The organism is Gordonia sp. (in: high G+C Gram-positive bacteria), from assembly GCF_052106715.1.
Taxonomy (GTDB): domain Bacteria; phylum Actinomycetota; class Actinomycetes; order Mycobacteriales; family Mycobacteriaceae; genus Gordonia.
This window is the reverse complement of sequence record NZ_JBQEDL010000026.1, coordinates 1-23,907: the sequence shown is the minus strand read 5'-3', so window position 1 is coordinate 23,907 and position 23,907 is coordinate 1. Positions and strand designations below refer to the sequence as shown.

The 23,907-nt window shown below is 65.9% G+C and carries 22 protein-coding genes and 1 tRNA gene; 17 read left to right on the top strand and 6 right to left on the bottom strand.

Features of this window, described 5'->3' with window-relative positions:
* The first annotated feature begins 2 nt into the window (after positions 1-2).
* Positions 3-2,243 (top strand): methylmalonyl-CoA mutase, encoded by a 2,241-nt coding sequence (gene scpA, locus ACTIMF_RS13560; protein ID WP_442350823.1) that lies wholly within the window; start codon positions 3-5, stop codon positions 2,241-2,243.
* A gap of 14 nt (positions 2,244-2,257) precedes the next feature.
* On the top strand, positions 2,258-3,253 hold the full coding sequence (meaB, locus tag ACTIMF_RS13555; RefSeq protein WP_442350822.1) for a methylmalonyl Co-A mutase-associated GTPase MeaB: 996 nt from the start codon (positions 2,258-2,260) through the stop codon (positions 3,251-3,253).
* Positions 3,254-3,294: 41 nt separating this feature from the next.
* Here meaB and ACTIMF_RS13550 read toward each other — a convergent pair whose 3' ends face one another.
* Both ACTIMF_RS13550 and ACTIMF_RS13545 read right to left on the bottom strand, forming a co-directional pair.
* Positions 3,295-3,849 (bottom strand): MaoC/PaaZ C-terminal domain-containing protein, encoded by a 555-nt coding sequence (locus tag ACTIMF_RS13550; protein WP_442350821.1) that lies wholly within the window; start codon positions 3,847-3,849, stop codon positions 3,295-3,297.
* 143 nt (positions 3,850-3,992) lie between these two features.
* A tRNA-Leu gene (locus ACTIMF_RS13545) sits at positions 3,993-4,078 on the bottom strand.
* Positions 4,079-4,169: 91 nt separating this feature from the next.
* Here ACTIMF_RS13545 and ACTIMF_RS13540 point away from each other — a divergent pair.
* The gene (locus ACTIMF_RS13540; protein WP_442350820.1) at positions 4,170-5,501 is read left to right on the top strand and encodes a M20/M25/M40 family metallo-hydrolase; all 1,332 of its coding nucleotides are present in this window, start codon (positions 4,170-4,172) and stop codon (positions 5,499-5,501) included.
* 40 nt (positions 5,502-5,541) lie between these two features.
* Positions 5,542-6,081, top strand: a complete 540-nt coding sequence (locus tag ACTIMF_RS13535) for a YbhB/YbcL family Raf kinase inhibitor-like protein (protein WP_442350819.1) — start codon at positions 5,542-5,544, stop codon at positions 6,079-6,081.
* A gap of 32 nt (positions 6,082-6,113) precedes the next feature.
* Here the strand turns inward: ACTIMF_RS13535 and ACTIMF_RS13530 are convergent, their stop codons facing one another.
* Complete coding sequence (locus ACTIMF_RS13530; RefSeq protein WP_442350818.1) at positions 6,114-7,214, bottom strand: quinone-dependent dihydroorotate dehydrogenase; 1,101 nt, start codon at positions 7,212-7,214, stop codon at positions 6,114-6,116.
* A gap of 73 nt (positions 7,215-7,287) precedes the next feature.
* Entirely contained in the window at positions 7,288-8,328 is a 1,041-nt protein-coding gene (locus ACTIMF_RS13525) for a YncE family protein (RefSeq protein WP_442350817.1), read from the bottom strand.
* A gap of 56 nt (positions 8,329-8,384) precedes the next feature.
* Between ACTIMF_RS13525 and ACTIMF_RS13520 the strand changes: the two genes are divergently transcribed.
* The 6 genes from ACTIMF_RS13520 (at position 8,385) to ACTIMF_RS13495 (ending at position 13,186) form a co-directional block, all read left to right on the top strand.
* The gene (locus ACTIMF_RS13520) at positions 8,385-9,230 is read left to right on the top strand and encodes an undecaprenyl-diphosphate phosphatase (protein ID WP_442350816.1); all 846 of its coding nucleotides are present in this window, start codon (positions 8,385-8,387) and stop codon (positions 9,228-9,230) included.
* A 51-nt stretch (positions 9,231-9,281) separates the two neighbouring features.
* The gene (locus ACTIMF_RS13515; RefSeq protein ID WP_442350815.1) at positions 9,282-9,956 is read left to right on the top strand and encodes an MSMEG_4193 family putative phosphomutase; all 675 of its coding nucleotides are present in this window, start codon (positions 9,282-9,284) and stop codon (positions 9,954-9,956) included.
* 45 nt (positions 9,957-10,001) lie between these two features.
* Complete coding sequence (locus ACTIMF_RS13510; RefSeq protein WP_442350814.1) at positions 10,002-10,748, top strand: DUF3090 domain-containing protein; 747 nt, start codon at positions 10,002-10,004, stop codon at positions 10,746-10,748.
* Positions 10,745-11,560 (top strand): SCO1664 family protein, encoded by an 816-nt coding sequence (locus tag ACTIMF_RS13505; RefSeq protein WP_442350813.1) that lies wholly within the window; start codon positions 10,745-10,747, stop codon positions 11,558-11,560. The genes ACTIMF_RS13510 and ACTIMF_RS13505 overlap by 4 nt, the downstream gene beginning before the upstream one ends.
* 61 nt (positions 11,561-11,621) lie before the next feature.
* Positions 11,622-12,872 (top strand): cysteine--1-D-myo-inosityl 2-amino-2-deoxy-alpha-D-glucopyranoside ligase, encoded by a 1,251-nt coding sequence (mshC, locus tag ACTIMF_RS13500; RefSeq protein ID WP_442350812.1) that lies wholly within the window; start codon positions 11,622-11,624, stop codon positions 12,870-12,872.
* 5 nt (positions 12,873-12,877) lie between these two features.
* Positions 12,878-13,186 (top strand): hypothetical protein, encoded by a 309-nt coding sequence (locus ACTIMF_RS13495; protein ID WP_442350811.1) that lies wholly within the window; start codon positions 12,878-12,880, stop codon positions 13,184-13,186.
* A 3-nt stretch (positions 13,187-13,189) separates the two neighbouring features.
* Here ACTIMF_RS13495 and ACTIMF_RS13490 read toward each other — a convergent pair whose 3' ends face one another.
* Positions 13,190-14,056, bottom strand: a complete 867-nt coding sequence (locus tag ACTIMF_RS13490; protein ID WP_442350810.1) for a PAC2 family protein — start codon at positions 14,054-14,056, stop codon at positions 13,190-13,192.
* Positions 14,057-14,106: 50 nt separating this feature from the next.
* Between ACTIMF_RS13490 and metH the strand changes: the two genes are divergently transcribed.
* From metH to hisG, 4 genes are all read left to right on the top strand, one after another.
* The gene (metH, locus tag ACTIMF_RS13485; RefSeq protein WP_442350809.1) at positions 14,107-17,718 is read left to right on the top strand and encodes a methionine synthase; all 3,612 of its coding nucleotides are present in this window, start codon (positions 14,107-14,109) and stop codon (positions 17,716-17,718) included.
* Positions 17,719-17,806: 88 nt separating this feature from the next.
* On the top strand, positions 17,807-18,496 hold the full coding sequence (locus ACTIMF_RS13480; protein ID WP_442350808.1) for an HAD family hydrolase: 690 nt from the start codon (positions 17,807-17,809) through the stop codon (positions 18,494-18,496).
* A gap of 319 nt (positions 18,497-18,815) precedes the next feature.
* Positions 18,816-19,079 (top strand): phosphoribosyl-ATP diphosphatase, encoded by a 264-nt coding sequence (locus tag ACTIMF_RS13475; RefSeq protein ID WP_237010134.1) that lies wholly within the window; start codon positions 18,816-18,818, stop codon positions 19,077-19,079.
* A 12-nt stretch (positions 19,080-19,091) separates the two neighbouring features.
* A complete protein-coding gene (hisG, locus tag ACTIMF_RS13470; RefSeq protein WP_442350807.1) occupies positions 19,092-19,940 on the top strand; it encodes an ATP phosphoribosyltransferase in 849 nt (282 codons plus the stop codon).
* A 9-nt stretch (positions 19,941-19,949) separates the two neighbouring features.
* Here hisG and ACTIMF_RS13465 read toward each other — a convergent pair whose 3' ends face one another.
* A complete protein-coding gene (locus ACTIMF_RS13465) occupies positions 19,950-20,804 on the bottom strand; it encodes a thioesterase family protein (RefSeq protein ID WP_442350806.1) in 855 nt (284 codons plus the stop codon).
* Between the two features lie 62 nt (positions 20,805-20,866).
* Here ACTIMF_RS13465 and ACTIMF_RS13460 point away from each other — a divergent pair, with 62 nt between their 5' ends.
* The 3 genes from ACTIMF_RS13460 to ACTIMF_RS13450 all read left to right on the top strand — a co-directional run.
* The gene (locus tag ACTIMF_RS13460; RefSeq protein WP_442350805.1) at positions 20,867-21,697 is read left to right on the top strand and encodes a tRNA (adenine-N1)-methyltransferase; all 831 of its coding nucleotides are present in this window, start codon (positions 20,867-20,869) and stop codon (positions 21,695-21,697) included.
* 32 nt (positions 21,698-21,729) lie between these two features.
* The gene (arc, locus tag ACTIMF_RS13455; protein ID WP_442350804.1) at positions 21,730-23,403 is read left to right on the top strand and encodes a proteasome ATPase; all 1,674 of its coding nucleotides are present in this window, start codon (positions 21,730-21,732) and stop codon (positions 23,401-23,403) included.
* Positions 23,404-23,462: 59 nt separating this feature from the next.
* Positions 23,463-23,907: FHA domain-containing protein (locus ACTIMF_RS13450; RefSeq protein WP_442350803.1), on the top strand; the 445-nt coding region annotated here is incomplete at its 3' end.

Here is a 23,907-nt window from a genome sequence, read left to right as displayed (position 1 = left end):
ACATGAGTGACACGACGATTCCGAACTTCGCCGACGTCGAGTTGGCGACGTCCGCTGCTCCGGCAGGCCGCGGAGACGAGCTCACCGAGGGCCTGGCGAGCGCCCACGGCTACTCGGCCGACCAGATCACCTGGGACACACCGGAACAGATCGCGGTCCGTCCGGTATACACGCGCGCGGACCGCGACGCGGTCGCCGACGGCGACTACCCGCTCGACTCGATTCCGGGCGAGGCGCCGTTCATCCGGGGGCCGTACCCGACGATGTACGTCAACCAGCCGTGGACGGTGCGCCAGTACGCGGGCTTCTCGACGGCCGCCGAGTCGAACGCCTTCTACCGCCGTAACCTGGCCGCCGGTCAGAAGGGCCTGTCGGTCGCGTTCGACCTCGCGACGCACCGCGGTTACGACTCCGACCATCCGCGCGTGGCAGGCGACGTCGGGATGGCCGGTGTCGCGATCGACTCGATCCTCGACATGCGCCAACTGTTCGACGGCATCGACCTGGGCGGCGTGTCGGTGTCGATGACGATGAACGGTGCGGTGCTCCCGATCCTCGCGCTCTACGTCGTCGCCGCCGAAGAGCAGGGCGTGCCGCCCGAGAAGCTCGCCGGGACCATTCAGAACGACATCCTCAAAGAGTTCATGGTCCGCAACACCTACATCTATCCGCCGTCACCGTCGATGCGGATCATCTCCGACATCTTCGCGTACACGAGCACCAAGATGCCGAAGTTCAACTCGATCTCGATCTCGGGTTACCACATCCAGGAGGCGGGTGCGACCGCTGATCTGGAACTCGCGTACACGCTCGCGGACGGCGTCGAATACATCCGCGCCGGCCTGGAGGCCGGCTTGGACATCGACAAGTTCGCTCCGCGCCTGTCGTTCTTCTGGGGCATCGGAATGAATTTCTTCATGGAGGTCGCCAAGCTTCGCGCAGCGCGTCTCCTCTGGAGCGAGCTCGTCGCCAAGTTCGAGCCGAAGAACCCGAAGAGCCTGTCACTGCGCACCCACTCGCAGACCTCCGGATGGTCGCTGACCGCGCAGGATGCGTACAACAACGTCGCCCGTACCTGCATCGAGGCGATGGCTGCGACGCAGGGGCACACGCAGTCGCTGCACACCAACGCACTCGACGAGGCGATCGCCTTGCCGACGGACTTCTCGGCGCGCATCGCCCGCAACACGCAGCTGCTGCTGCAGCAGGAGTCGGGCACCACTGCGCCGATCGATCCGTGGGCGGGATCGAACTATGTCGAGTGGCTCACCCATCAGTTGGCTCAGAAGGCTCGTGCGCACATCGAGGAGGTCGAGGCGGCGGGCGGTATGACCAAGGCGATCGAGGAGGGGCTGCCGAAGCTCCGTATCGAAGAGGCCGCCGCACGCACGCAGGCTCGTATCGACTCGGGTCGTCAGCCGCTCATCGGCGTCAACAAGTACCGCTCGGAACAGGACGAAGAAATCGACGTCCTCAAGGTCGAGAACTCGAAGGTCCGCGCCGAGCAGATCGCGAAGCTGGAGAAGCTGCGCGCCGAGCGCGACCAGTCGGCGGCGGACGCCGCACTTGCCGACCTGACCCGCGCTGCCGCAGAACCCGGCGGAAACGATCTGAGCAACAACCTGATGGCCCTCGCCATCGACGCGGCCCGGGCCGGCGCGACCGGCGGCGAAATCTCTGACGCGATGGAGAAGGTCTTCGGTCGCCACCAGGCCGAGATCAAGACGATCAGCGGTGTCTACAAGAACGAAGCGGGTGATGCGGTGTCGAACATCGACGAAGCGCTGGCCGTGGTCGACGCCTTCGCTGACGCGGAGGGCAGGCGCCCGCGCGTCCTCGTCGCGAAGATGGGCCAGGACGGTCACGACCGCGGACAGAAGGTGATCGCGACGGCGTTCGCCGACCTCGGATTCGATGTCGACGTCGGCCCCTTGTTCGCGACGCCCGAAGAGGTAGCGGCACAGGCTGCCGACAACGACGTCCACGTCGTCGGCGTGTCGTCGTTGGCTGCGGGTCACCTCACGCTGGTGCCTGCTCTCCGCGAGGCGCTCGCCGAAGTCGGTCGTGAGGACATCATGATCGTCGTCGGCGGCGTGATACCTCCGGGCGACTTCGACGAGTTGTACGAGGCGGGCGCGGCGGCGATCTTCCCACCCGGTACGGTCATCGCCGATTCGGCGATCGGACTGATCGAGAAGCTGGCCGACAAGCTGGGCGTGGAGCTGGCACCGCGCGACAAGTGAATCAGGAGACTCCTATGAGCGCGGCACAGCGCCGCCCGATCGACGTCGATGCCCTGGCGGCAGGAGTGCTGGCGGGGCGTCGCGCGGATCTGGCGCGAGCGATCACTCTCGTCGAGTCGACCCGCCCGGACCATCGCGATGCGGCGCAGAAGCTGCTGTTGCAGGTGACGCCGCACGCCGGGAAGTCGTTCCGGGTCGGCATCACCGGGGTCCCCGGAGTCGGCAAGTCCACGACCATCGAAGCGCTCGGCATGCACCTCATCTCGCAGGGGCACCGGGTGGCGGTCCTCGCTGTCGACCCGTCGTCGACGCGCACCCGCGGGTCGATTCTCGGCGACAAGACCCGTATGGGGCAGTTGTCTGCCGCACCGGAGGCGTATATTCGTCCGTCGCCGACGTCCGGCAACCTCGGTGGCGTCACGAAAGCCACCCGCGAAACGATCGTCCTCGTCGAAGCCGCAGGTTACGACGTCGTGCTCGTCGAGACCGTCGGTGTCGGCCAGTCGGAGGTGAGCGTCGCGAACATGGTGGACACGTTCACCTTCTTGACGTTGGCACGGACGGGCGACTCACTGCAGGGCATCAAGAAGGGTGTCCTGGAGCTCGCGGAGATCGTCGTGGTCAATAAGGCTGATGGCAAGCATGTGACCGAGGCACGCGGTGCCGCGCGGGAACTGCGGAACGCACTGGGATTCATCTATCCGCACGACGCGCTGTGGACGCCACCGGTCCTCACGATGAGTGCGATGGAGAAGAATGGCGTCGACCGATTCTGGGCGACCGTCGAGGAGCACCGCGACGTATTGACGGGGGCGGGGGAGTTCGCTCGTCGGCGTGCCCAACAGCAGGTCGACTGGATGTGGACGATGGTGCGCGAGACGGTGCTCAATCGCATCGACGCATCGCCCGGAGTGCAGGCCGTCCGTCGTGGCGTCGAGGCCGCGGTGCTCGACGGTTCGCTCACTCCCGCGCTCGCCGCCGAGCAGCTCGTCGACGAGGCCGGGCTTTAGGTCTCTAGTCCGTCTGTCGTCATGTCCCGTCTGTCGTCATGTCATGCCCGGCGCTGAGGGACTCGGTACCGGATGACTTGAAGAGGCTCCATCGTGAGGACCGGACGTCCGTCCGCCTCCGTCAGCTGTCCGCGGCACCGCAGGTCTGCGCGGTCCGTCGTCGCCGCCTCACCCCGGAACCGTGGGGTGACGTCGAGGATCTCGATGCTTGCGGTGAGCACCGCGTCCGGCCGTAGTGGATTGGGAAAGCGTAGGCGTTCAACTCCCTTGCCTGCGACCAACGCCAATTGCGACACGAATACTGCGGACGCGACGCTCGAGTAGAGCGCCATCGAATGCGACGCGCTGCCGATGATTCCCGCAAAGGGTCCGGCGGCCGCCGCCGTTGGATCGATGTGGATCGGCAGTGGGTCGAAGCGACGCGCGAAGTCGATGATCTCGGCCTCCGTCGCGCAGGTCGTTCCCAGTTCGTACACATCGCCTACCAGTAGGTCCTCGGCATAGAGTGGTTCGTCCCGATCTGTGATCCGGACCGGACCGTCGGCGGAAACGCCGGTGGACGCCTGATGCGAGAGGGATGACGACGCTGAACTCATAAACCTAATATAACTAGATAAATCGAGTGCGTGGCAACAGATGCGCTCAACGGTCACCCTCGTCGTCAGCGCATCAATGAAGATCAATGAAAGATGAGCCGCGACATCGTCTGTGAACGATTGTCGCGACTCATCGTGTTCGGTGTCCGAGGGGGGACTTGAACCCCCACGTCCGTTAATAGGACACTAGCACCTCAAGCTAGCGCGTCTGCCATTCCGCCACTCGGACTCGATTCAGTTGTTGCACGGGCTTTTCGCTCGTGCCCGACAACAATAACCAAGGTTGCCCCGGTATCCCAAATCGCCTAGTAATTGAGGGCGTGACCCCGATTCAAGCAACAGAAGAAGTCGTCGACATCGTCAGCCGCCTCATCCAGTTCGACACCTCGAACACGGGTGTGCCGGAGACGACAGTCGGGGAGGCCGACTGCGCCCGCTGGGTGCAGGAGCAGTTGGAGGAGGTCGGCTACACGACCGAGTACGTCGAGTCGGGCATGCCCGGTCGAGCGAATGTGTTCGCGCGGCTCGAGGGCGCCGATCGCGAACGCGGAGCACTCCTGATCCACGCGCACCTGGACGTCGTTCCCGCCCAGGCCGAGGACTGGAGTGTCCATCCGTTCTCGGGCGCCGTCCAAGACGACTACATCTGGGGCCGGGGCGCCATCGACATGAAGGACATGGCGGGGATGGTGCTGGCGTTGGCTCGCCAGTTCAAGCGCGACGGCACAGTGCCCCCGCGCGATCTCATGTTCGCGTTCCTCGCCGACGAGGAGGCCGGCGGCGCTTGGGGATCACAGTGGCTGGTGAAGAACCGCCCGGAACTCTTCGACGGTGTCACCGAAGCGGTCGGCGAGGTCGGTGGGTTCTCGTTGACCGTCGACCGTCCCGATGGCCGGACCCGTCGCCTCTACCTCGTGGAGACTGCGGAAAAGGGCCTGGCCTGGATGAAGCTGACGTGTAACGCGACTGCGGGGCACGGCTCATTCCTGCACACAGACAACGCGGTGACGGAGATCGCAGCCGCTGTCGCACGGATCGGTACGCACCAGTTTCCGCTGGTGATGACCGAGTCGGTCTCGGAGTTCCTGAAGGCGCTCTCAGAGGAGACGGGGCTGGACTTCAGCCCGGAGACACCCGACCTCGAGTCGGCGCTCTTCAAGATCGGCAATCTGGCGCGAATCGTCGGCGCCACGCTGCGCGACACCGCGAACCCGACGATGCTGTCCGCCGGTTATAAAGCCAACGTGATCCCACAGCAGGCCGAGGCCGTCATCGACTGTCGGGTGCTTCCGGGCCGCCAGAAGGAGTTCGAGGCGACCATCGACGAACTCATCGGGCCCAACATCACCCGGGAGTGGGTCACTCACCTCGACGCCTACGAGACGACGTTCGACGGCCACCTCGTCGACGCGATGAACGACGCCGTCGTCGCGCATGACGCCGACGGACGGACAGTGCCCTACATGCTGTCGGGCGGCACCGACGCAAAGGCGTTCGCCAGACTCGGCATCCGCTGCTTCGGTTTCGCACCACTGCAATTGCCACCGGAACTCGATTTCGCCGCCCTGTTCCACGGAGTCGACGAGCGGGTGCCGGTAGACTCGATTCTGTTCGGTACCAAGGTTCTTGAGCATTTCCTCCATCACTGCTGACCCGTTCGGCCGTGCCTGTGGAGGGCGAAAGGAGACGATCGTGACCGCATTCGATCCATACTCGGTTCTCCCGAGGTTGCCCGATATCACCGTGACGTCGAACGACTTCACCGAAGGACAGACGCTGCCGAGGGCGCAGGTGTCTGGGATCTTCGGTGCAGGCGGAGATGACGTGTCACCCCACCTGAGCTGGTCGGATTTCCCGGCGGAGACCAAGAGCTTCGCCGTGACCTGCTACGACCCCGATGCGCCGACGGTGTCCGGATTCTGGCATTGGGCCGTGTACGACATCCCGGCCACCACCACGTCGCTGCCGACCGGCGCAGGCTCGCCGGACTCGGGCGACTTGCCGGCCGAGGCTGTCACCCTCGTCAACGACGCCGGACTCGCACAGTTCGTCGGGGCAGGCCCGCCGCCCGGACACGGCCCGCACCGCTACATCTTCGCAGTGCACGCCGTGGACGTGGCCTCACTCGAACTCCCCGACGGGTCGAGTCCGGCATTCCTCGGATTCAACCTGTTCTCGCGCGCCATCGCTCGTGGCACGCTGTCCGCCGTCTTCGAGCTGCCGGGCGAGTAGCGCGGCAACTGGCTGCGCTCGACCGAGTGGTTTCAGCGAGCTTCGGAGCCGACCGCGTCGGACAGCGAGGAGAAGCCGTGCGCGCGTATGCGGTCGGCGATACCGTCGTTGAGTTCGCGGAGCCAGACCGGCCCGCCATAGATGAAGCCGGTGTAGACCTGTAGCAGGTCTGCGCCTGCCCGGATGCGCTCCCATGCCTGGTCGACGGTCTCGATGCCACCGACGCTGACGAGCGCCACCCGGCCGCCGACGCGGGTGTACAAGCGACGGAGCACCTCCAGCGAGCGGTCCGCGACGGGTGGCCCGGACAGACCACCGGCACCCATCGCATCGACGTCGGCTCGCGGCGTCGCGAGGCCCGCTCGCTCGATCGTGGTGTTCGTCGCCACGATGCCCGCGAGTCCGAGTTCCACAGCGAGGTCGGCGACCGCGTCGACGTCGTCGTCGGACAGGTCCGGTGCGATCTTCACCAGCACCGGGACCGAGGCGACGTCGAGGACGGCCGCTAGAACCGGCCGCAACGACTCAACGGCCTGCAGGTCGCGCAGTCCCGGAGTGTTCGGCGAACTGACGTTCACGACGACGAAGTCCGCGAGCGGTCCGAGCAGGCTCGCCGAGAGTCGATAGTCGTCGACCGCGCCGTCGAGCGGAACGACCTTCGTCTTTCCGATGTTCGCACCGATCGGTGCCCGGACCGGACCAGGACGGTTCTGTGACAGTCGCTCGGCGGCGGCGGCGGCGCCCGGATTGTTGAACCCCATCCGATTGATGAGTGCGCGGTCCGCGGGGAGACGGAACAGACGCGGGCTCGGATTTCCGGGCTGTGCCCGGCCGGTGATCGTTCCGATCTCGGCGTAACCGAATCCGAGCTGCCCCCACGCGTTGACGCATTCGGCCGATTTGTCGAAACCCGCAGCCAGACCGATAGGTGCCGGGAAGTCGACGCCGAACACGGTGCTGCGCAACGCCGGATCTGTTCTCGCGAAGACTCGCGACAGCACCGTCCGGACACCGGGGAGCCTGCCGGCCGCCGAGATCGACCGAGCCATGATCCGATGGATGCGTTCGGGCGGAATCAGGAACATCAGTGTCCGGAGCAGGGGGTAGGCCAGTCGGTTCAGTGTGCTCAGCATGGTGTCGCCTTCGGGTCTGGGGCACTGATCATCGAGAACAGCGAGTCGCAGGATCTGTCCGCGCGGGAGAGTGTCACGGTGCGACGACATCCGGCGCGACGGCCTGGAGCCCGTCACCGCGACCCGACGCGATCAGCAGGCGTCCGCTCGTCGGGTCAACCGTCATCGCGGTCACTTGACCGACAGTCGCGATACGGCCGCGCTCGCGAGCGTCGCCCCGCGACAGGTCGTAGGCGACCGCTTCGTTCTCGGCCGTCGACGACACCCAGAGCAGGTCCCGCTTCTCGTCGTACGCGAGCGCGAACGGGCTCGCAGGCGTCGGATGGCGCAGCCGCATGATGATCGGTTCGCCGAAGAACGCATAGATCTCGTCGTCGCGTGTGCCGGTCACCATGATCCTGCCAAATCGATCGACGACGGCGTTGGTCGAGCCGTTGCCTGCGCGGAGCGAGGCCTTGCGGTCTCCGTTGTCGATGTCGATCGGCAGCACTGCGGACTGAGCCCGGTCGAGGACACTGACCTGCCCGGAGACCTCGGACGCCGAATCGGGGGCGACGAGGATGTCGTCGACGCGGGCGTAGCCGCCGTACTCGTGTAGGCGCTCACCGTTCATCGACAGGACGAGCAGGACGCCCTTCTGCGTACCGACGAGGACCTTGTCGCCGTCTACCGCCAACGACAGCGGGGCGTCGATCGGTACGTCGGTCAGTCCGGCCCGGCCGTCGACGTCGATGCGCACCAGGCCTTTCGGGCCCACAGCCAAGAAGTGATCGCCGACGGCGACCACGTCGACGACGCCGTCGATCGGGAGAGGGATCGGTCGCGGCGCGGCGGTGTGCTCACCGCCGGGTGCGGTGTGCAGAGTGACGGTGCGCCCGTCGGCGCCGAGCACCGCGGCCGTCGAACCCGCGACTGCGATCGCCGTGGCGGCGGCCTGCGGCACGACTGTGCCGACCGGCCGCGCGGTGTCGGTCGGCGACTGGGCGGCAGTCGCGGGCGGGAGAGTATCGAGCTTGGACGAGTCCGAGTCGTCGGCATCCGACCCGCAGGCCACCAGGGTGAGACCTACCGCCGCCGCCATCAGTCCGGCCGTCCATCTGGTTCGCACACGCATGCCTCCATCTTGCGCGATCATTCAAAATCAAGGATCGATGGGTAGCATCCACGTTCGTGATCGAAACGATGAGTTGGCTGCAGGCCGTGGTGCTCGGCGCACTGCAAGGCGTGACCGAGTTCCTACCGATCTCGTCGTCGGGACACCTGCGGATCGTGTCGCAGATATGGTTCGGCCAGGATGCCGGCGCGTCGTTCACCGCGGTCACACAGCTCGGGACCGAGCTGGCGGTGCTGATCTACTTCGCCAAAGACATCTGGCGGATCATCCTGGCGTGGTTCGCGGGGCTGCGGAACACCGATCGCCGTGGTCTTGACTATCGACTCGGCTGGTACGTGATTCTCGCCACGATCCCCATCGGCCTCCTCGGATTCGTCTTCAAGGACGAGATCCGCACGGCCGGACGCAACCTGTGGCTGGTGGCGATCATGCTCATCGCGTTCTCGTTCGTCTTCCTGGCGGCTGAGATAACCGCGGCCCAACGACCGGGCAAGTCACTCGAGCAGATGAAGCCGCGCGACGCCGTTGCCATGGGCCTGGCGCAGTGCCTCGCGCTCATCCCGGGCGTGTCGCGATCCGGCGGTACCGCCAGCGCCGGTCTGTTCTTCGGGATGGAGCGCGAAGCGGCGTTCCGGTTCTCGTTCCTCATCGCGATACCGGCGGTGCTCGCGTCGGGTCTGTTCAGCCTGCCCGACGCGTTCTCGCCGGACGGCAGCGGGGTCAGCGCCTCCGGCCCGCAGATCTTCGTGGCTACTCTCATCGCATTCGTCCTCGGGTACGTCTCGATCGCGTGGCTGCTCAAATTCGTCTCCGGCCATTCTCTGGGCTGGTTCGCCGGCTATCGCATCGTGCTCGGCCTCCTGGTGCTCATCCTGCTCACCGCCGGCGTCATCACCACCTGATCGCCGTGACCGGAGCATGGTCGGCAAGGGCGACGCCGTAGCCTGAACGCCATGACGGTGATCCTCGTCCGACACGGACGATCGACGGCCAACACCTCCGGAGTCCTGGCGGGACGAACCCCAGGCGTAGCCCTCGACGAGAAGGGTCGCGCCCAGGCACGCGACCTCGTCGAACGTCTCGGCGACGCCGTACCGCGGCTACGCGCGGTGGCTCGATCCCCGTTGCAGAGGTGCGCCGAGACCATCGCACCGCTTGTGACCCACCTCGACAGCGTTCCGGAGGTGACCGTCGACGCTCTCGCCGAGGTCGACTACGGCGAGTGGAGCGGACGCAAACTCACCGAGTTGGTCTCCGAGCCGCTGTGGAAGGTCGTTCAGCGCCAGCCCTCGCACGCGGTGTTCCCCGGCGGCGAAGGTCTGGGCGACGTGTCCCGCAGGGCGACGGCTGCGATGCGCGAACTCGACCGCGATTACGCGGGCGACGACGGCAACGGCCTGTGGCTGGCCTGCTCGCACGGAGACGTCATCAAATCCATCGTCGCGGACGCCCTCGGCATGCACTTGGACGCGTTTCAGAGGATCGTCGTCGACCCGGGATCGGTCACGGTGATCCGGTATGCCGCCGATCGTCCGTACGTCCTGACGCTCAACAACAGCGGCTCGCTCACTCTGCCCGCTTCGCGTCCCTCCTCGGACGCCGAGGTCGGCGGCGGCGCAGGTGCGTGAGGCCGCGGGTACGGTGAAGACGACGACAAGGAAGGCGAATTAGACGTGTCGCGCACCATTCATGAATTCAGGACGCCTAGCCGTTTCGTCGCAGGGACCGTCGGCGAACCAGGCGATCGGACGTTCTTCCTGCAGGTGTCGCAGGAGCAGCGGTTGATGAGCGTCGAGCTCGAGAAGCAACAGGTCCTGATCCTGGCCGACCGGCTCGGCTATCTGCTCGACGAAGTCGCCCGACGATTCGGCGCGGCCGTGCCACCGGAGACCGACGCGGTGGCCGACACCGCGCCGCTCACCATGCCCATCGACGCCGAGTTCCGGGTCGGGTCGATGGGATTGGGCTGGGACGCCGAGGAGTCGTCGGTCGTCGTCGAACTACTCGCGATCACCGAGCAGCCGTTGGACGAGAGCGTCATCCTCGACGACACCGACGAGGGACCCGACACGGTCCGCATCTTTCTCACCGCAGACGCGGCCAGGGAGTTCAGCGCGCGGTCGATGCGCGTCATCTCCGCCGGACGGCCACTGTGCCCGCTGTGCAACCAGCCATTGGACCCGGAGGGGCACATCTGTGCGCGCAGCAACGGTTACAAGCGCGACACCGAGTTCTCTCGCTCGGTCGAGTTCATCGACCCCGATGTCCTCGCGGCCCTGGGACGGGTGCTTCCCGGAGTCGACACGGCGTTCGAGGTCGAGGAAAAGGACTTCGAGCCCGACTCGGATGCGAACGACCCAGACGGATCTGACCCAGACGGATCTGACCCCGACGGATCTGACCCCGACTCGCAAGAGTGAACGCCGACGTCCTCGAGGTCCTCGCGAGCGGGGACCTCACCTTGCTCGGGCGCGTCCCGACAGCGAGCAATCTGACGTTGGCCTGCCGGGTCTGCGCAGGCGACGACGAGTTCGTGTGCGTCTACAAGCCGATCCGCGGTGAAGCGCCGCTGTGGGATTTCCCTGACGGGCACCTCGCCGGTCGCGAGGTCGCATCCTACCTGATCAGCGATGCACTGGGATGGGATCTCGTTCCGGAGACCGTGCTACGCGACGACGGTCCCGCCGACGTCGACCTCGGACCCGGAATGGTCCAACGGTGGATCCACGTGCCCGACGAGTCGACCGCATCCGATCCGGTCGATCTCGTTCCCGTCGACGATGTCACCGAGCGCCAGATGGCAGTTCTGCAGGCATACGACGAAGGCGGGCGCCTGGTGGCCCTCGTCCACGAAGACCGCGAGGATCTATTACGCCTCGCGGTGTTCGATGTCGTGGTCAACAACGCCGACCGCAAGGGCGGTCATGTCCTGGTCGGCGACGACGGTCGCCTGTACGGCATCGATCACGGAATCTGCCTGCACACGGAGAACAAGCTCCGCACCGTGCTGTGGGGCTGGTCCGGCCGCCGGGTGCCGCCCGATCTCGTGGCCGACCTGAGCGGCCTCGCCGAACGTCTCGATGATCCGGACGACGTGCTCACGCTTCGACTGGCCGTGCTGATCACGAGCGAGGAGATCGCAGCGGTCGCCCGCCGCGCGCGGGTGCTCGGCGACGATGGTGTACTGCCGTTTCCGCCGTCGCAGCGTGCGATCCCGTGGCCGCCGTTCTGAATGCCGGATTTTCTGATGCCCCGATTCTCCTGCCGCCTTCATCACACATAGAGTTGAGCGCATGCAGTCGTGGTCGTCGCCCCAGATCCCCTCCGTGCCCGGCACCGCACCGGCTCTTCGCCTCTACGACACCGCCGATGCGCAGGTGAAGCCGCTGGCGCCCGGACCGGTCGCAGGCATGTACGTCTGCGGCATCACGCCGTACGACGCCACCCACCTCGGCCACGCGGCCACATACGTGACGTTCGACCTGATCAACCGCGTGTTGCGCGATCAGGGTCATGAGGTTCACTACGTCCAGAACATCACCGACGTCGACGACCCACTGTTCGAGCGCGCCGAGCGCGACGGCGTCGACTGGCGCGATCTCGGGTCACGAGAGATCGATCTGTTCCGCGCGGACATGGCGGCACTTCGAGTGCTCCCTCCCCGCGACTACATCGGAGCCGTGGAGTCGATCGACGAAGTCGTCGACGCCGTCAGCAGACTCATCGAGTCCGGGGCGGCATATGTGGTCGACGACCCCGAGCATCCGGACGTGTACTTCAGCGTCGACGCGACTCCGCAGTTCGGCTACGAGTCGAACTACGACGCACAGACGATGGCGACGTTCTTCGCCGAGCGCGGCGGCGACCCGGACCGCGCCGGGAAGCGCAATCCGCTCGACGCACTGCTGTGGCGTGTGCACCGTCCGGGCGAACCGGCGTGGCCGTCGCCGTTCGGTGACGGCAGGCCGGGCTGGCACATCGAGTGTTCAGCCATCGCTTTGAACCGGCTCGGCATGACCTTCGACGTACAAGGCGGAGGCAGCGACCTGATCTTCCCGCACCACGAGTTCTCCGCGGCGCACGCCGAGGCGGTGACCGGCGAACGACGATTCGCTCGCACCTACGTTCACACCGGGATGATCGGGCTGGACGGGGAGAAGATGTCCAAGAGCCTCGGCAATCTGGTGAAGGTGTCCGTCCTACGCGAGAAGGGAGTGGACGCGAGCGCCATCCGGCTCGGGCTGCTGAGCGGCCACTATCGCCAGGATCGGATGTGGACCGACCACGTGCTCTCCGACGGGGAGCGCCGCCTCGCGACGTGGCGGCGCGCGGCTCTGGTGTCGACCGCCCCCGACGCCACCGACACGGTTGCCCGCTTGCGACAGCATCTCGCCGACGACCTGGACACGCCGAAAGCGCTCGCCGCAATCGATGCCTGGGCCGCCGACGCGATCCTCGGCATCGGCTCGTCCACGGAGGCCGCTGCAATCGTCGTCGACGCTGTCGACGCCCTGTTGGGCGTCGACATCGCACCTCGGGGGTGATCGGCGTGCCTCGTACCACCACGATCCCGGCAGGAACGGCAGACGGCGTGTGGACGGTCGTGACGCACACCTCGACCTACGTGCTCGACTTCGATGCGATGACATTGTTGCGCGCACCCGGGGTCGGGCGACACTCTGATCAGCGGTGGGAAGTCAGCGAATTGCGCCGCGACTCGGAAGACATCCCGCTTCTCGGGGTCAAGGAGTGCACCGTCGGCGGGCCAGCCCAGTTCTGGGTCGCCGCCGCCGACGACCCCGACGTGCGCACATGGCGCATCACGACGCCGGTCGTCGAGATCGAGCGGATCGGCTGACCTCTACGGTTGGTCGTTGCGTCGGCGCAGGTAGCGCTCGAACTCAGCGGCGAGCGTGTCGCCGTCCACTTCGGTGAGTGCGTCCTCGGACGCCGCCTCGTCGTCGTTCTCCTCGAGTTCGTGCACATAGGCCGACATGTCCTCGTCCTCGGACATCATCTCGTCGACCGCTTCCTGCCACTGCTGTGACTGCTCGGCGAGCGGCCCGGTGTCGATGGAGACCTCGAGGATAGGTTCCAGTCGATTGAGCAGCGCGAGAACGGCTTTCGGGTTCGGTGGGTGGGCGATGTAGTGGGGCACTGCCGCCCACAGTGACACCGACGGGACACCGGCCTGAACGAATGCGTCCTGCAAGACCCCTGTGATGCCGGTGGGACCTTCGTACTTGTTCGGCGACAGTCCGAAACGCTGAGCGGCCTCAGTGGTCTCGGCCGAGCCGGACACCGGTACCGGGCGTGTGTGCGGGGTGTCGGCGAGCAGCGCCCCCACCATGACGACGAGTTCCACGTCGAGGGTGGCGGCGAGGTCGACGATGCGCTCGGCGAAGGTCCGCCAACGCAGGTTCGGCTCGGGCCCGAGGACGAAGACGAAGTCGCGGTCGGAGTCCGCGGGCGTGGCGTACGAGACGGACGTGGTCGGCCACTCTATGCGTCTTGTCACACCGTCGACCTGTGCGATCGTTGGCCGCGTCGACTGGAAGTCGTAGAACTCCTCGCCGTCGATCTCCCGGAGATCGGTGGCGTCCCAGGTCAGAGCCAGATGTTCGATCGCTGAGGTCGCGGCGTCGCCTGCGTCGTTCCACCCGCCGAACGCTGCGATCATGATCGGCCTGCGCAGGTCGGGGAGTCCAGAGGGTCGTGGAGAGTTCACTGGGCAGAGCCTACGGGGAACGGCGATCGTCGGCGAACTATCCTGAGGGAATGCCTTACTCCTCAACTCTCCCCAATGACTACGACTCGACATTCCTGCAGGCGATGTCGCGTCGTGTGTTGATCGGTGACGGAGCCATGGGCACGATGCTGCAGAACGCCGATCTCGACCTGGACTCGGACTTCCTCGGCCTCGAGGGCTGCAACGAGATCCTCAACGAGACTCGGCCCGACGTCCTCGCCGACATCCATCGCCGGTACTTCGAAGCGGGCGCTGACGCGGTGGAGACGAACACGTTCGGCTGCAACCTGTCGAACCTCGGTGATTACGACATCGCTGATCGAATCCGCGAACTCGCCTACAAGGGAACATCCATCGCACGCGGCGTCGCCGACGAGATCGGTCCGTCCGCCGATGGAACCGACCGTTTCGTGCTCGGCTCGATGGGTCCCGGTACCAAACTCCCCAGCCTGGGCCACACCACGTTCGCTGCGATCCGCGACGCCTACCAGGAGTGCGTGCTCGGCATGCTCGACGGCGGAGCCGACGCGATCCTCATCGAGACCTGTCAGGACCTCCTTCAGCTCAAGGCGGCTGTGGTCGCAGCGCGGCGGGCCATGGCAGAGCTGGGAAGGCACCTGCCGATCATCGCCCACATCACCGTCGAGACGACCGGAACCATGCTGATCGGCTCGGAGATCGGCGCAGCGCTCGCCGCGATCGAACCGCTCGGCGTCGACGTGATCGGTCTGAACTGCGCGACCGGACCCGCCGAGATGAGCGAACACCTGCGGTACCTGTCGAAGCATTCGCGGGTACCGGTGTCGGTGATGCCGAACGCTGGCCTCCCGGTCCTCGGCAAGAGCGGAGCCGAGTACCCGCTCACGGCCACCGAGCTCGCCGACGCATTGTCGACGTTCGTCACCGACTACGGCCTGCAGTTCGTCGGCGGCTGCTGTGGCACGACTCCCGAGCACGTGCGGCAGGTCGCCGAGGCAGTGGGGCAGCTCGAAGCCCGCGAGCGCACCCCGGAGCATGTCTCGGAGACGTCGTCGCTGTACACAGCGGTCCCGTTCGACCAGGACGCCAGCTTCCTGGTGATCGCCGAGCGCACCAACTCGAACGGGTCCAAGGCGTTCCGTGAAGCGATGATCGCAGGCGATTATCAGAAGTGCATGGACATCGCGAAGGAGCAGACCCGCGACGGCGCGCACATGCTCGACCTCAACGTCGACTACGTGGGCCGCGACGGAGCACTCGACATGGCCGAGTTGGCGAGCCGCTTCGCGACCGCGTCGACACTTCCGATCATGATCGACTCCACCGAGCCCGCCGTGATCCGTGCCGGACTCGAGCATCTCGGCGGACGGTGCGCGGTCAACTCGGTGAACTACGAGGACGGCGACGGGCCGAACTCGCGTTTCACGCAGATCATGTCGCATGTCGTCGAACACGGCGCCGCGGTCGTAGCGCTCACGATCGATGAGCAGGGGCAGGCCCGCACCGCCGACCACAAGGTAGCCATCGCCGAACGGCTGATCGCCGACCTCACCGGGGACTGGGGGATGGCCGAGGAGGACATCATCATCGATGCCCTCACCTTCCCGATCTCGACCGGCCAGGAGGAGGTCCGTCGCGACGGCATCGAGACCATCGAGGCCATCCGTCGACTCAAGCAAGCGCATCCGCACATCCACTTCACGCTCGGCGTCTCGAACATCTCGTTCGGACTCAATCCTGCCGCGCGGCAGGTCCTGAACTCGGTCTTCCTCCACGAGTGTGTCGCGGCCGGTCTGGACACCGCTATCGTCCACGCCTCGAAGATCGTGCCGATGGCGCGTATCGCCGACGAGCAGCGGGAGACCGCACTCGACCTGGTGTACAACCGTCGCCGCGAACCGGGGACCGATGGCCCGGACGATCGCGGCTATGACCCGCTGCAGAAGCTGATGGAGCTGTTCGAGGGCGTCTCGGCCGCCTCGGCGCGCGAGTCTCGCGCCGCGGAGTTGGCCCGGATGCCGTTGTTCGATCGCCTCGCCCAGCGCATCATCGATGGGGAGCGTAACGGTCTGATCGAGGATCTCGACGAGGCCCGCGAGACCGTTCCGCCGCTCACGATTATCAACGACCACCTGCTGGCAGGCATGAAGACGGTCGGTGAACTGTTCGGCTCCGGGCAGATGCAGTTGCCGTTCGTCTTGCAGTCTGCCGAGGTGATGAAGGCCGCGGTCGCGCACCTCGAGCAGTTCATGGAGGCCTCCGACGACGACGGCAAGGGCCGCATCGTGCTGGCGACCGTCAAGGGCGATGTGCACGACATCGGCAAGAACCTCGTCGACATCATTCTGAGCAACAACGGTTACGACGTGGTCAACATCGGTATCAAGCAGCCGATCGCCACGATCTTGTCGGCGGCCGAGGACAACCGCGCGGACGTGATCGGCATGTCCGGACTGCTCGTGAAGTCGACCGTCGTCATGAAGGAGAACCTCGAGGAGATGAACTCGCGCGGCAAGAGCGAGATCCCTGTCCTCCTCGGCGGCGCGGCCCTGACACGCACCTACGTCGAGGGCGACCTAGCCGATGTCTACGAGGGTGACGTCCGCTACGCCCGCGATGCATTCGAAGGTCTCACTCTCATGGACGAGATCATGGCGATCAAGCGCGGCGAGGGACCCGATCCGGACAGCCCGGAGGCGAAGGCCGCGGCTGCGAAGGTCGCCGAGCGCAGGGCTCGACGTGAGCGCTCCAAGCGGATCGCGGAGAAGCGCAAGGCCAACGAGGCGCCCGTCGAGGTGCCTGCGCGGTCGGACGTCGCCGGCGACAACGAGGTCCCGACCCCGCCGTTCTGGGGTACGCGGATCGTCAAGGGTATCCCGGTGGCCGAGTACCTGTCGATGCTCGACGAGAGGGCTCTGTTCCTTGGTCAGTGGGGTCTGCGCGGCACCAGGGGTGAGGACGGGCCCGGCTACGAGGATCTTGTGGAGACCGAGGGGCGGCCTCGCCTGCGTGAATGGATCGACCGATTGTCGACGAGTGGCATCCTGCAGCACGCCGCAGTCGTGTACGGGTACTTCCCGGCGGTCAGCGAGGGCGACGTCGTGCACGTGCTCGAATCGCAGGACCCGACGTCCGCTGTCCGGCACAGCTTCGACTTCCCGCGTCAGCAGCGGCCGAAGTTCCTGTGTATCGCCGATTTCATCCGATCGCGTGAGCAGGCTGTCGCCGACGGCCGCGTCGACGTTCTACCGTTCCAGCTCGTGACGATGGGCACCCCGATCGCCGACTTCGCGAACGAACTGTTCGCGGCCAACTCGTACCGTGACTACCTCGAGGTGCACGGTATCGGCGTCCAGCTGACCGAGGCGCTCGCCGAGTACTGGCATCAGCGGGTACGCAGCGAGCTCGAGTTCACCGGAGGTGTGATGGCCGACGAAGACCCCGATCGTCCTCAGGGATTCTTCGACCTCGAATACCGCGGCGCGCGTTACTCATTCGGATACGGTGCATGCCCGGATCTCGAACACCGCGCGAAGATGATCGACTTGTTGGAGCCGGGTCGAATCGGCGTCGAACTGTCCGAGGAACTGCAGCTGCACCCCGAGCAGTCGACGGATGCATTCGTGCTGCACCACCCGGAGGCCAAATACTTCAACACGTGAGCGAGTACTTCACTACCTGCCCACACGAGTCGCGCAGACTGCCTAAAGTGGGGGAGGACCTGCGCGCCCTACCTTCAGGAGGACTCCAGTGACCGACGATGCGCGCCTTCCTCAGGCCGTCTTCTGGGACATGGACGGCACGTTGCTCGACACGGAGCCGTTGTGGGAGAACGTCCTCGTCGAGTTCGCCGAACGGTTGGGTATCGAGATGACCGCGTCATTACGGGATTCGACGATGGGCAATAGCTCGGTCGACGCGATGACGAAGGTGTACGACGCAGCGCTCGTCCCCGACGCTGGACGTGACTTCGAGACCGACGAGGCGTGGATGGTGCAGCGCGTGCTCGAGCAGTTCGCGGGCGGCCCACCGTGGCGCCCCGGGGCGATCGACGCGCTCGACCTGGTCGCCGCAGCCGACATCCCGATGGTGTTGGTCACGAACACCCTGCGCGAAGTGACCGACGTCCTCCTGGAGACGATCGGTCAAGAGCGGTTCGTCACGACGGTGTGCGGCGACGAGGTCAGGGCGGGCAAACCCGAACCGCATATCTACCGACGGGCAGCCGAGCTCGCCGGAGCGCCGATCGGGCGGTGTCTGGCGATCGAGGACTCGCCGACGGGCGCCGCGGCCACGTTCGCGGCGGGAGTCCGGGCGATCGTCGTCCCATCGTCGATCGATGTGCCGCCTCGGGCCACGTACACCTTCCGCGATTCACTCGTAGGGTTGACTCTCGACGATCTCGCAGCTGCGGTGGCAGGTCCCGGTATCGCCGACTAGCGAAGGTTGGAGAAGGCGTGAACGTCCCGCCTGCCGCACGGAACCAACCGGTCGCTGATCCTGGCGGTCGCCGCGGGACTCAGGCTCGGATTCTCCGCACCGTTCACGAAGACCTCCGTCGACGCGTTCGGCGAGAGCTTCCTCCACGGCCTGTCGAATTGGGAGTTCTGGGCCTTGGCGCTCGGTCGGCTCAGCGTCCCGCCGCAGCCTGCGCAAACAGATCCGCCGAGTTCGCGGTCGCCGCGTGCGGACCAGGTGCTGTCGGAGCAATGAGCGCCCGGCCAGTCACGTGTGGGCCGCTCATGCGAAAATACGTCGTGTGAAAACCTTCGACGAACTCTTCGCTGAGCTGGCCGACAAGGCCGAGACCCGCCCTGAAGGCAGCGGCACGGTCGCCGCGCTCGATTCGGGTGTTCATACGCTCGGCAAGAAGATCATCGAAGAAGCCGGCGAGGTGTGGCTCGCGGCCGAACACGAGTCGGACGAGTCGCTCGCCGAGGAGATCTCCCAGCTCGTCTACTGGCTCCAGGTCATGATGATCAAACGTGGCCTCAATCCGGCCGACGTCTACCGCTACCTCTAGGAACTCTCACTCATGTTGCGTATCGCCGTCCCCAACAAGGGGGCCCTGTCCGAGGCCGCCTCCGGAATCCTGGCCGAAGCCGGGTACCGCAAGCGTTCCGATCCGAAGGACCTGTCGGTCATCGACGTCGCCAACGACGTCGAGTTCTATTTCCTGCGCCCCAAGGACGTCGCGATCTACGTCGGGGCCGGAACTCTCGACCTGGGAATCACCGGCCGCGACCTGGCCGCCGACTCCGGAGCCGAGGTCATCGAGGAGGTCGCGCTAGGGTTCGGGTCGTCGACGTTCCGGTATGCGGGGCCCGCCGACCAGGACTGGGCAGTCGAAGACCTCGCAGGCAAACGGATCGCCACGTCGTATCCGAATCTCGTGCGTCGCGATCTCGCCGCGCGCCGCATCGAAGCCGAGATCATTCGGCTCGACGGCGCCGTCGAGATCTCCATCCAGCTCGGCGTCGCCGATGCGATCGCCGATGTCGTCGGTTCCGGGCGGACGCTGCGTCTGCATGACCTGACCGCGTTCGGAGACTCGCTGTGCGATTCCGAGGCCGTCCTGATCCGCAACCCTGAGACCCCGGAAGCGTCCAGGGCCGCCAAGCAGTTCATCGCCCGAGTTCAGGGCGTGGTGTTCGGACAGCAGTATGTGATGATCGACTACGATTGCCCGAAGTCGCTACTCGACGCCGCCGTCGCGAAGACCCCGGGACTGGAGTCGCCGACGGTGTCGCCGATGCTCGATCCCGATTGGCTCGCAGTGCGCGCCATGGTTCCACGCAAGACGCACCAGTCACTCATGGACGACCTCTCCGAACTCGGTGTCCGAGCGATCCTGGCGTCCGACATCCGTAGCTGCCGCTTCTGAGGCGTCGCCTCAGATCGGCGCGACCATGTCGGTCTGCGCGGAGCGTCCGAGGAATCCGGTGACGTCGTAGAGGTCGGCGAAGCTCGCACCGTATCCCGTCGCGCCGATCGCGAGGTCGGCGTCCAGGCCGAGCCACGGACTCGTCGGCTGGGCGACGAGGTGCACGGTGGTGTCCACGTTCATCCACGACCATTTCGTCGGGTCGATTCTGGTCCCCACCCCGTTGGCTACGTCGAGGACGGTGAACACCGACTCGAGCGGCGACATCGCTTCGTCTTCCAGCAATGGGATCGCCGGTCGGATCCAGACGGCGGGCGTCTCGCCGACCCGACCCTCCTGGCGTGCGAGGACCGTCGTGCCGATGAATCCGAACGTGCCCCACGGGACGGCGTCTTCGCCGTCCTCGGGAAAGCCGAGGATCTGTGGCAGATCGTCGGGTCCGGCAGGCAGCGGTGGGTGCGGGAGGTGTTCGACGGGCGACGAGTCGCCGGTGGCGATTCGCCAGACCACGGTGCGTGCGACGAGGCGAAACTCGCCAGCGGACGTCTGCACTTCGAGATCGGCGGCGAGTTGCGAGATCCGCTTGCCCGGTCGCAGCACGGTGGAGCGCACCCGGTTCACACCGAGCCCCATCCCGCCGAGGATCTCGGTCGTCACCCGGGTGACGACCTTCCCGTCATCGCCCGCAGTTCGCAGGATCGCACGCATCATCAGCCCGGCGGGAGGACCACCGTGCTGGATCTCCGATGACCAGACACTGACGGTCGCCTCGGTGGGGAGAAAATAGTCGTAGCTCGGATCGGCGCCGTCGGGCGTCGCGATCGGCCGGTAGTAGCTGGGTGCTGCCGGTGCGAAGTCGGACATGAACGCCACTCTATGCTTGGGGCAGTTCCACGCCGCTCTCGACCCGAAGGACACTCACACAGATGCCGACGACCGGCCCATTCGCCGAGGGCGACCGCGTCCAACTGACCGACTCCAAGGGACGGAAGTTCACCGTCGTGCTCGAACCGGGCAAACAGTTCCACACCCACAAGGGCGGTATCGAGCATGATGACCTGATCGGCGCCGATGAGGGCTCGATCGTGAAGTCGGTCAACGGGACCGAGTACCTGGCGTTGCGCCCACTTCTGACCGACTACATCCTGTCGATGCCTCGCGGCGCGCAGGTGATCTATCCGAAGGACACTGCGCAGATCATCACCGAAGGCGACATTTTTCCGGGCGCCCGCGTCCTGGAGGCCGGCGCGGGTTCGGGTTCGCTCACGCTGGCCCTGCTCCGCGCCGTCGGCTCCGAGGGCTCGGTGCTCTCGTACGAGGTGCGTGAGGACCATGCCGAGCATGCAGTCCGTAACGTCGAGACCTTCCTCGGAAGCTCGCCAGACAACTGGTCGCTCGTGGTGGACGACCTCGCCAACCACGACCCCGCCGACCAGTACGACCGGGTGATCCTCGACATGCTCGCGCCCTGGGAGCAGCTCGGACTCGTGTCGAAGACCCTCCGTCCGGGTGGTGTTCTCATCGTCTATGTCGCGACTGTCACGCAGCTCTCGAAGGTCATGGAAGGCCTGCGAGAGCTCCAGTGCTGGACCGAGCCACGGGCCTGGGAGTCGTTCGTCCGGGACTGGAGCGCCGTCGGCCTCGCCGTGCGTCCCGAGCACCGGATGCAAGGCCACACCGCGTTCCTCATTACGGCGCGCCGCCTCGCGGACGGCACCGAAACACTCCGGGTTAAGCGTCGTCCGACACGCGGGTAGCGTAGAAGCAGATAGTCGATGAAGGAGGACCGATGGCCCCCACGACGGAGTCCGGCGCGCAAGGAGATGCTCCACAGGAGCAGATCGAGAAGTTGACGACCCGTAACGCGAAGCTGCTCGAGACGCTCAAAGAGGCTCGTCAGCAGTTGATCGCGCTGCGCGAGGAGGTCGACAACCTCGGCCAGCCGCCAAGCGGATACGGCGTGCTGCTCGGGGTCGCGTCCGATGACAACGTGGACGTGTTCACCTCCGGTCGCAAGATGCGCCTGACGGTGTCGCCGAACATCGACGTCGAGACGCTGCGCCGCGGACAGTCGGTGCGCTTGAACGAGGCGTTGACCGTCGTCGAGGCCCTCGGGTACGACGAGGTCGGCGAGATCTCGACCCTCCGTGAACTGCTCGCCGGCGGCCGCCGTGCGCTGGTCGTCGGCCACACCGACGAGGAGCGGGTGGTGCAACTCGCCGACACCCTCGTGCACGAAGGCGAAGGCGAAGGCGGCGAGGCCGAGCGCAAGCTACGTCCGGGCGACTCGCTTCTGGTCGACGGCAAAGCCGGATTCGCGTTGGAGCGGATCCCGAAGGCAGAAGTGGAAGACCTCGTCCTCGAAGAGGTTCCGGACGTCGACTACACGGATATCGGCGGACTCCGCCGACAGATCGAGCAGATCCGCGATGCCGTCGAACTCCCGTTCCTGCACAGCGATCTGTTCGCCGAGTATTCGCTTCGGCCGCCAAAGGGCGTACTCCTGTACGGCCCTCCCGGAAACGGTAAGACGCTCATCGCGAAGGCTGTCGCGAACTCATTGGCACGACAGATCGCCGAGCATCGCGGCGACGATGCGGCCGAGGCGAAGTCATACTTCCTGAACATCAAGGGCCCCGAGCTGCTCAACAAATTCGTCGGCGAGACCGAACGGCACATCCGGTTGATCTTCCAACGGGCACGAGAGAAGGCGTCGGAGGGGACACCGGTGATCGTGTTCTTCGACGAGATGGACTCCATCTTCCGCACGCGCGGGTCGGGCGTCTCGTCCGACGTCGAGACGACGGTCGTCCCGCAGTTGCTCAGCGAGATCGACGGTGTCGAAGGCCTGGAGAACGTGATCGTCATCGGTGCGTCGAACCGTGAGGACATGATCGATCCGGCCATCCTGCGACCGGGTCGCCTGGACGTGAAGATCAAGATCGAACGTCCGGACGCCGAGTCGGCGATCGACATCTTCTCGAAGTACTTGACCGTCGACCTGCCGTTGCATCCCGACGATGTCGCCGAGTTCGGCGGACAGCCGCAGGCCTGTGTCGACGAGATGATCCAGCGCGTCGTCGAGCGTATGTACGCCGAGACCGACGACAACCGATTCCTCGAGGTGACGTACGCAAACGGCGATAAAGAGATCATGTACTTCAAGGACTTCAACTCCGGAGCCATGATCCAGAACATCGTCGACCGCGCGAAGAAGTACGCGATCAAAGCGCACTTGGAGAGCGGTCAGCGCGGCCTGCGGATCGCCCATCTCCTTGACTCGATCCTGGATGAGTTCTCGGAGAACGAGGACCTCCCGAACACCACCAACCCCGACGACTGGGCGCGTATCTCCGGGAAGAAGGGCGAGCGGATCGTCTACATTCGGACGCTCGTCACCGGCAAGGGCAGTGGCGCCAGCCGCGCCATCGACACCGAGTCGAACACCGGGCAGTATCTGTAGTTTGCGGTAGTCGTCTCATTGAACGGCCGGTGGCGGGTCAGCCGCTAAGGTGATCTCCGATGAACCCTCACGAGATCACTCCGTTGCAGGTCCGCGTCGGTCAGGGGCAGCCGCGAACACTCCGGACATCGCCGGCCTCACTCGGGCGTACTCCGGACAACGAGATCGTCGTCGACCACCCCCTCGTTTCTCGGCGACAGCTGTCGATCGAGTGGTCAGGCGATGGGCGGTGGCATGTCATCGACGCAGGCAGCACCAACGGGATGTACGTCGGCGGGATCCGTCAGACCGTGGTCACCGTGGCCGGGGGTGCGCGCATCAACCTCGGTGACGCTCAGACCGGTCCGGTGCTCGAACTGACTCTGCTGCGGCCCGCCGCGCCGACGATGGTGCCGCCGAGCGGTCCGACGCCGGCTCCGCGGCCGGCGCCCTCGGCAACGCCGCAGCGGGCAGCCTCCCGCGGTGTAACGCCCCGGCCGCAGGCGCCACAGCGGTCGGTCGGCT

What these genes read in the sequence shown, in the direction of transcription:
- scpA (WP_442350823.1), top strand. Translation starts at nt 3, where the DNA reads ATGAGTGACACGACGATTCCGAACTTCGCCGACGTCGAGTTGGCGACG.
- meaB (WP_442350822.1), top strand. Translation starts at nt 2,258, where the DNA reads ATGAGCGCGGCACAGCGCCGCCCGATCGACGTCGATGCCCTGGCGGCA.
- ACTIMF_RS13550 (WP_442350821.1), bottom strand. Translation starts at nt 3,849, where the DNA reads ATGAGTTCAGCGTCGTCATCCCTCTCGCATCAGGCGTCCACCGGCGTT.
- ACTIMF_RS13530 (WP_442350818.1), bottom strand. Translation starts at nt 7,214, where the DNA reads ATGCTGAGCACACTGAACCGACTGGCCTACCCCCTGCTCCGGACACTG.
- ACTIMF_RS13525 (WP_442350817.1), bottom strand. Translation starts at nt 8,328, where the DNA reads ATGCGTGTGCGAACCAGATGGACGGCCGGACTGATGGCGGCGGCGGTA.
- ACTIMF_RS13515 (WP_442350815.1), top strand. Translation starts at nt 9,282, where the DNA reads ATGACGGTGATCCTCGTCCGACACGGACGATCGACGGCCAACACCTCC.
- mshC (WP_442350812.1), top strand. Translation starts at nt 11,622, where the DNA reads ATGCAGTCGTGGTCGTCGCCCCAGATCCCCTCCGTGCCCGGCACCGCA.
- metH (WP_442350809.1), top strand. Translation starts at nt 14,107, where the DNA reads ATGCCTTACTCCTCAACTCTCCCCAATGACTACGACTCGACATTCCTG.
- hisG (WP_442350807.1), top strand. Translation starts at nt 19,092, where the DNA reads ATGTTGCGTATCGCCGTCCCCAACAAGGGGGCCCTGTCCGAGGCCGCC.
- ACTIMF_RS13465 (WP_442350806.1), bottom strand. Translation starts at nt 20,804, where the DNA reads ATGTCCGACTTCGCACCGGCAGCACCCAGCTACTACCGGCCGATCGCG.
- ACTIMF_RS13460 (WP_442350805.1), top strand. Translation starts at nt 20,867, where the DNA reads ATGCCGACGACCGGCCCATTCGCCGAGGGCGACCGCGTCCAACTGACC.
- arc (WP_442350804.1), top strand. Translation starts at nt 21,730, where the DNA reads ATGGCCCCCACGACGGAGTCCGGCGCGCAAGGAGATGCTCCACAGGAG.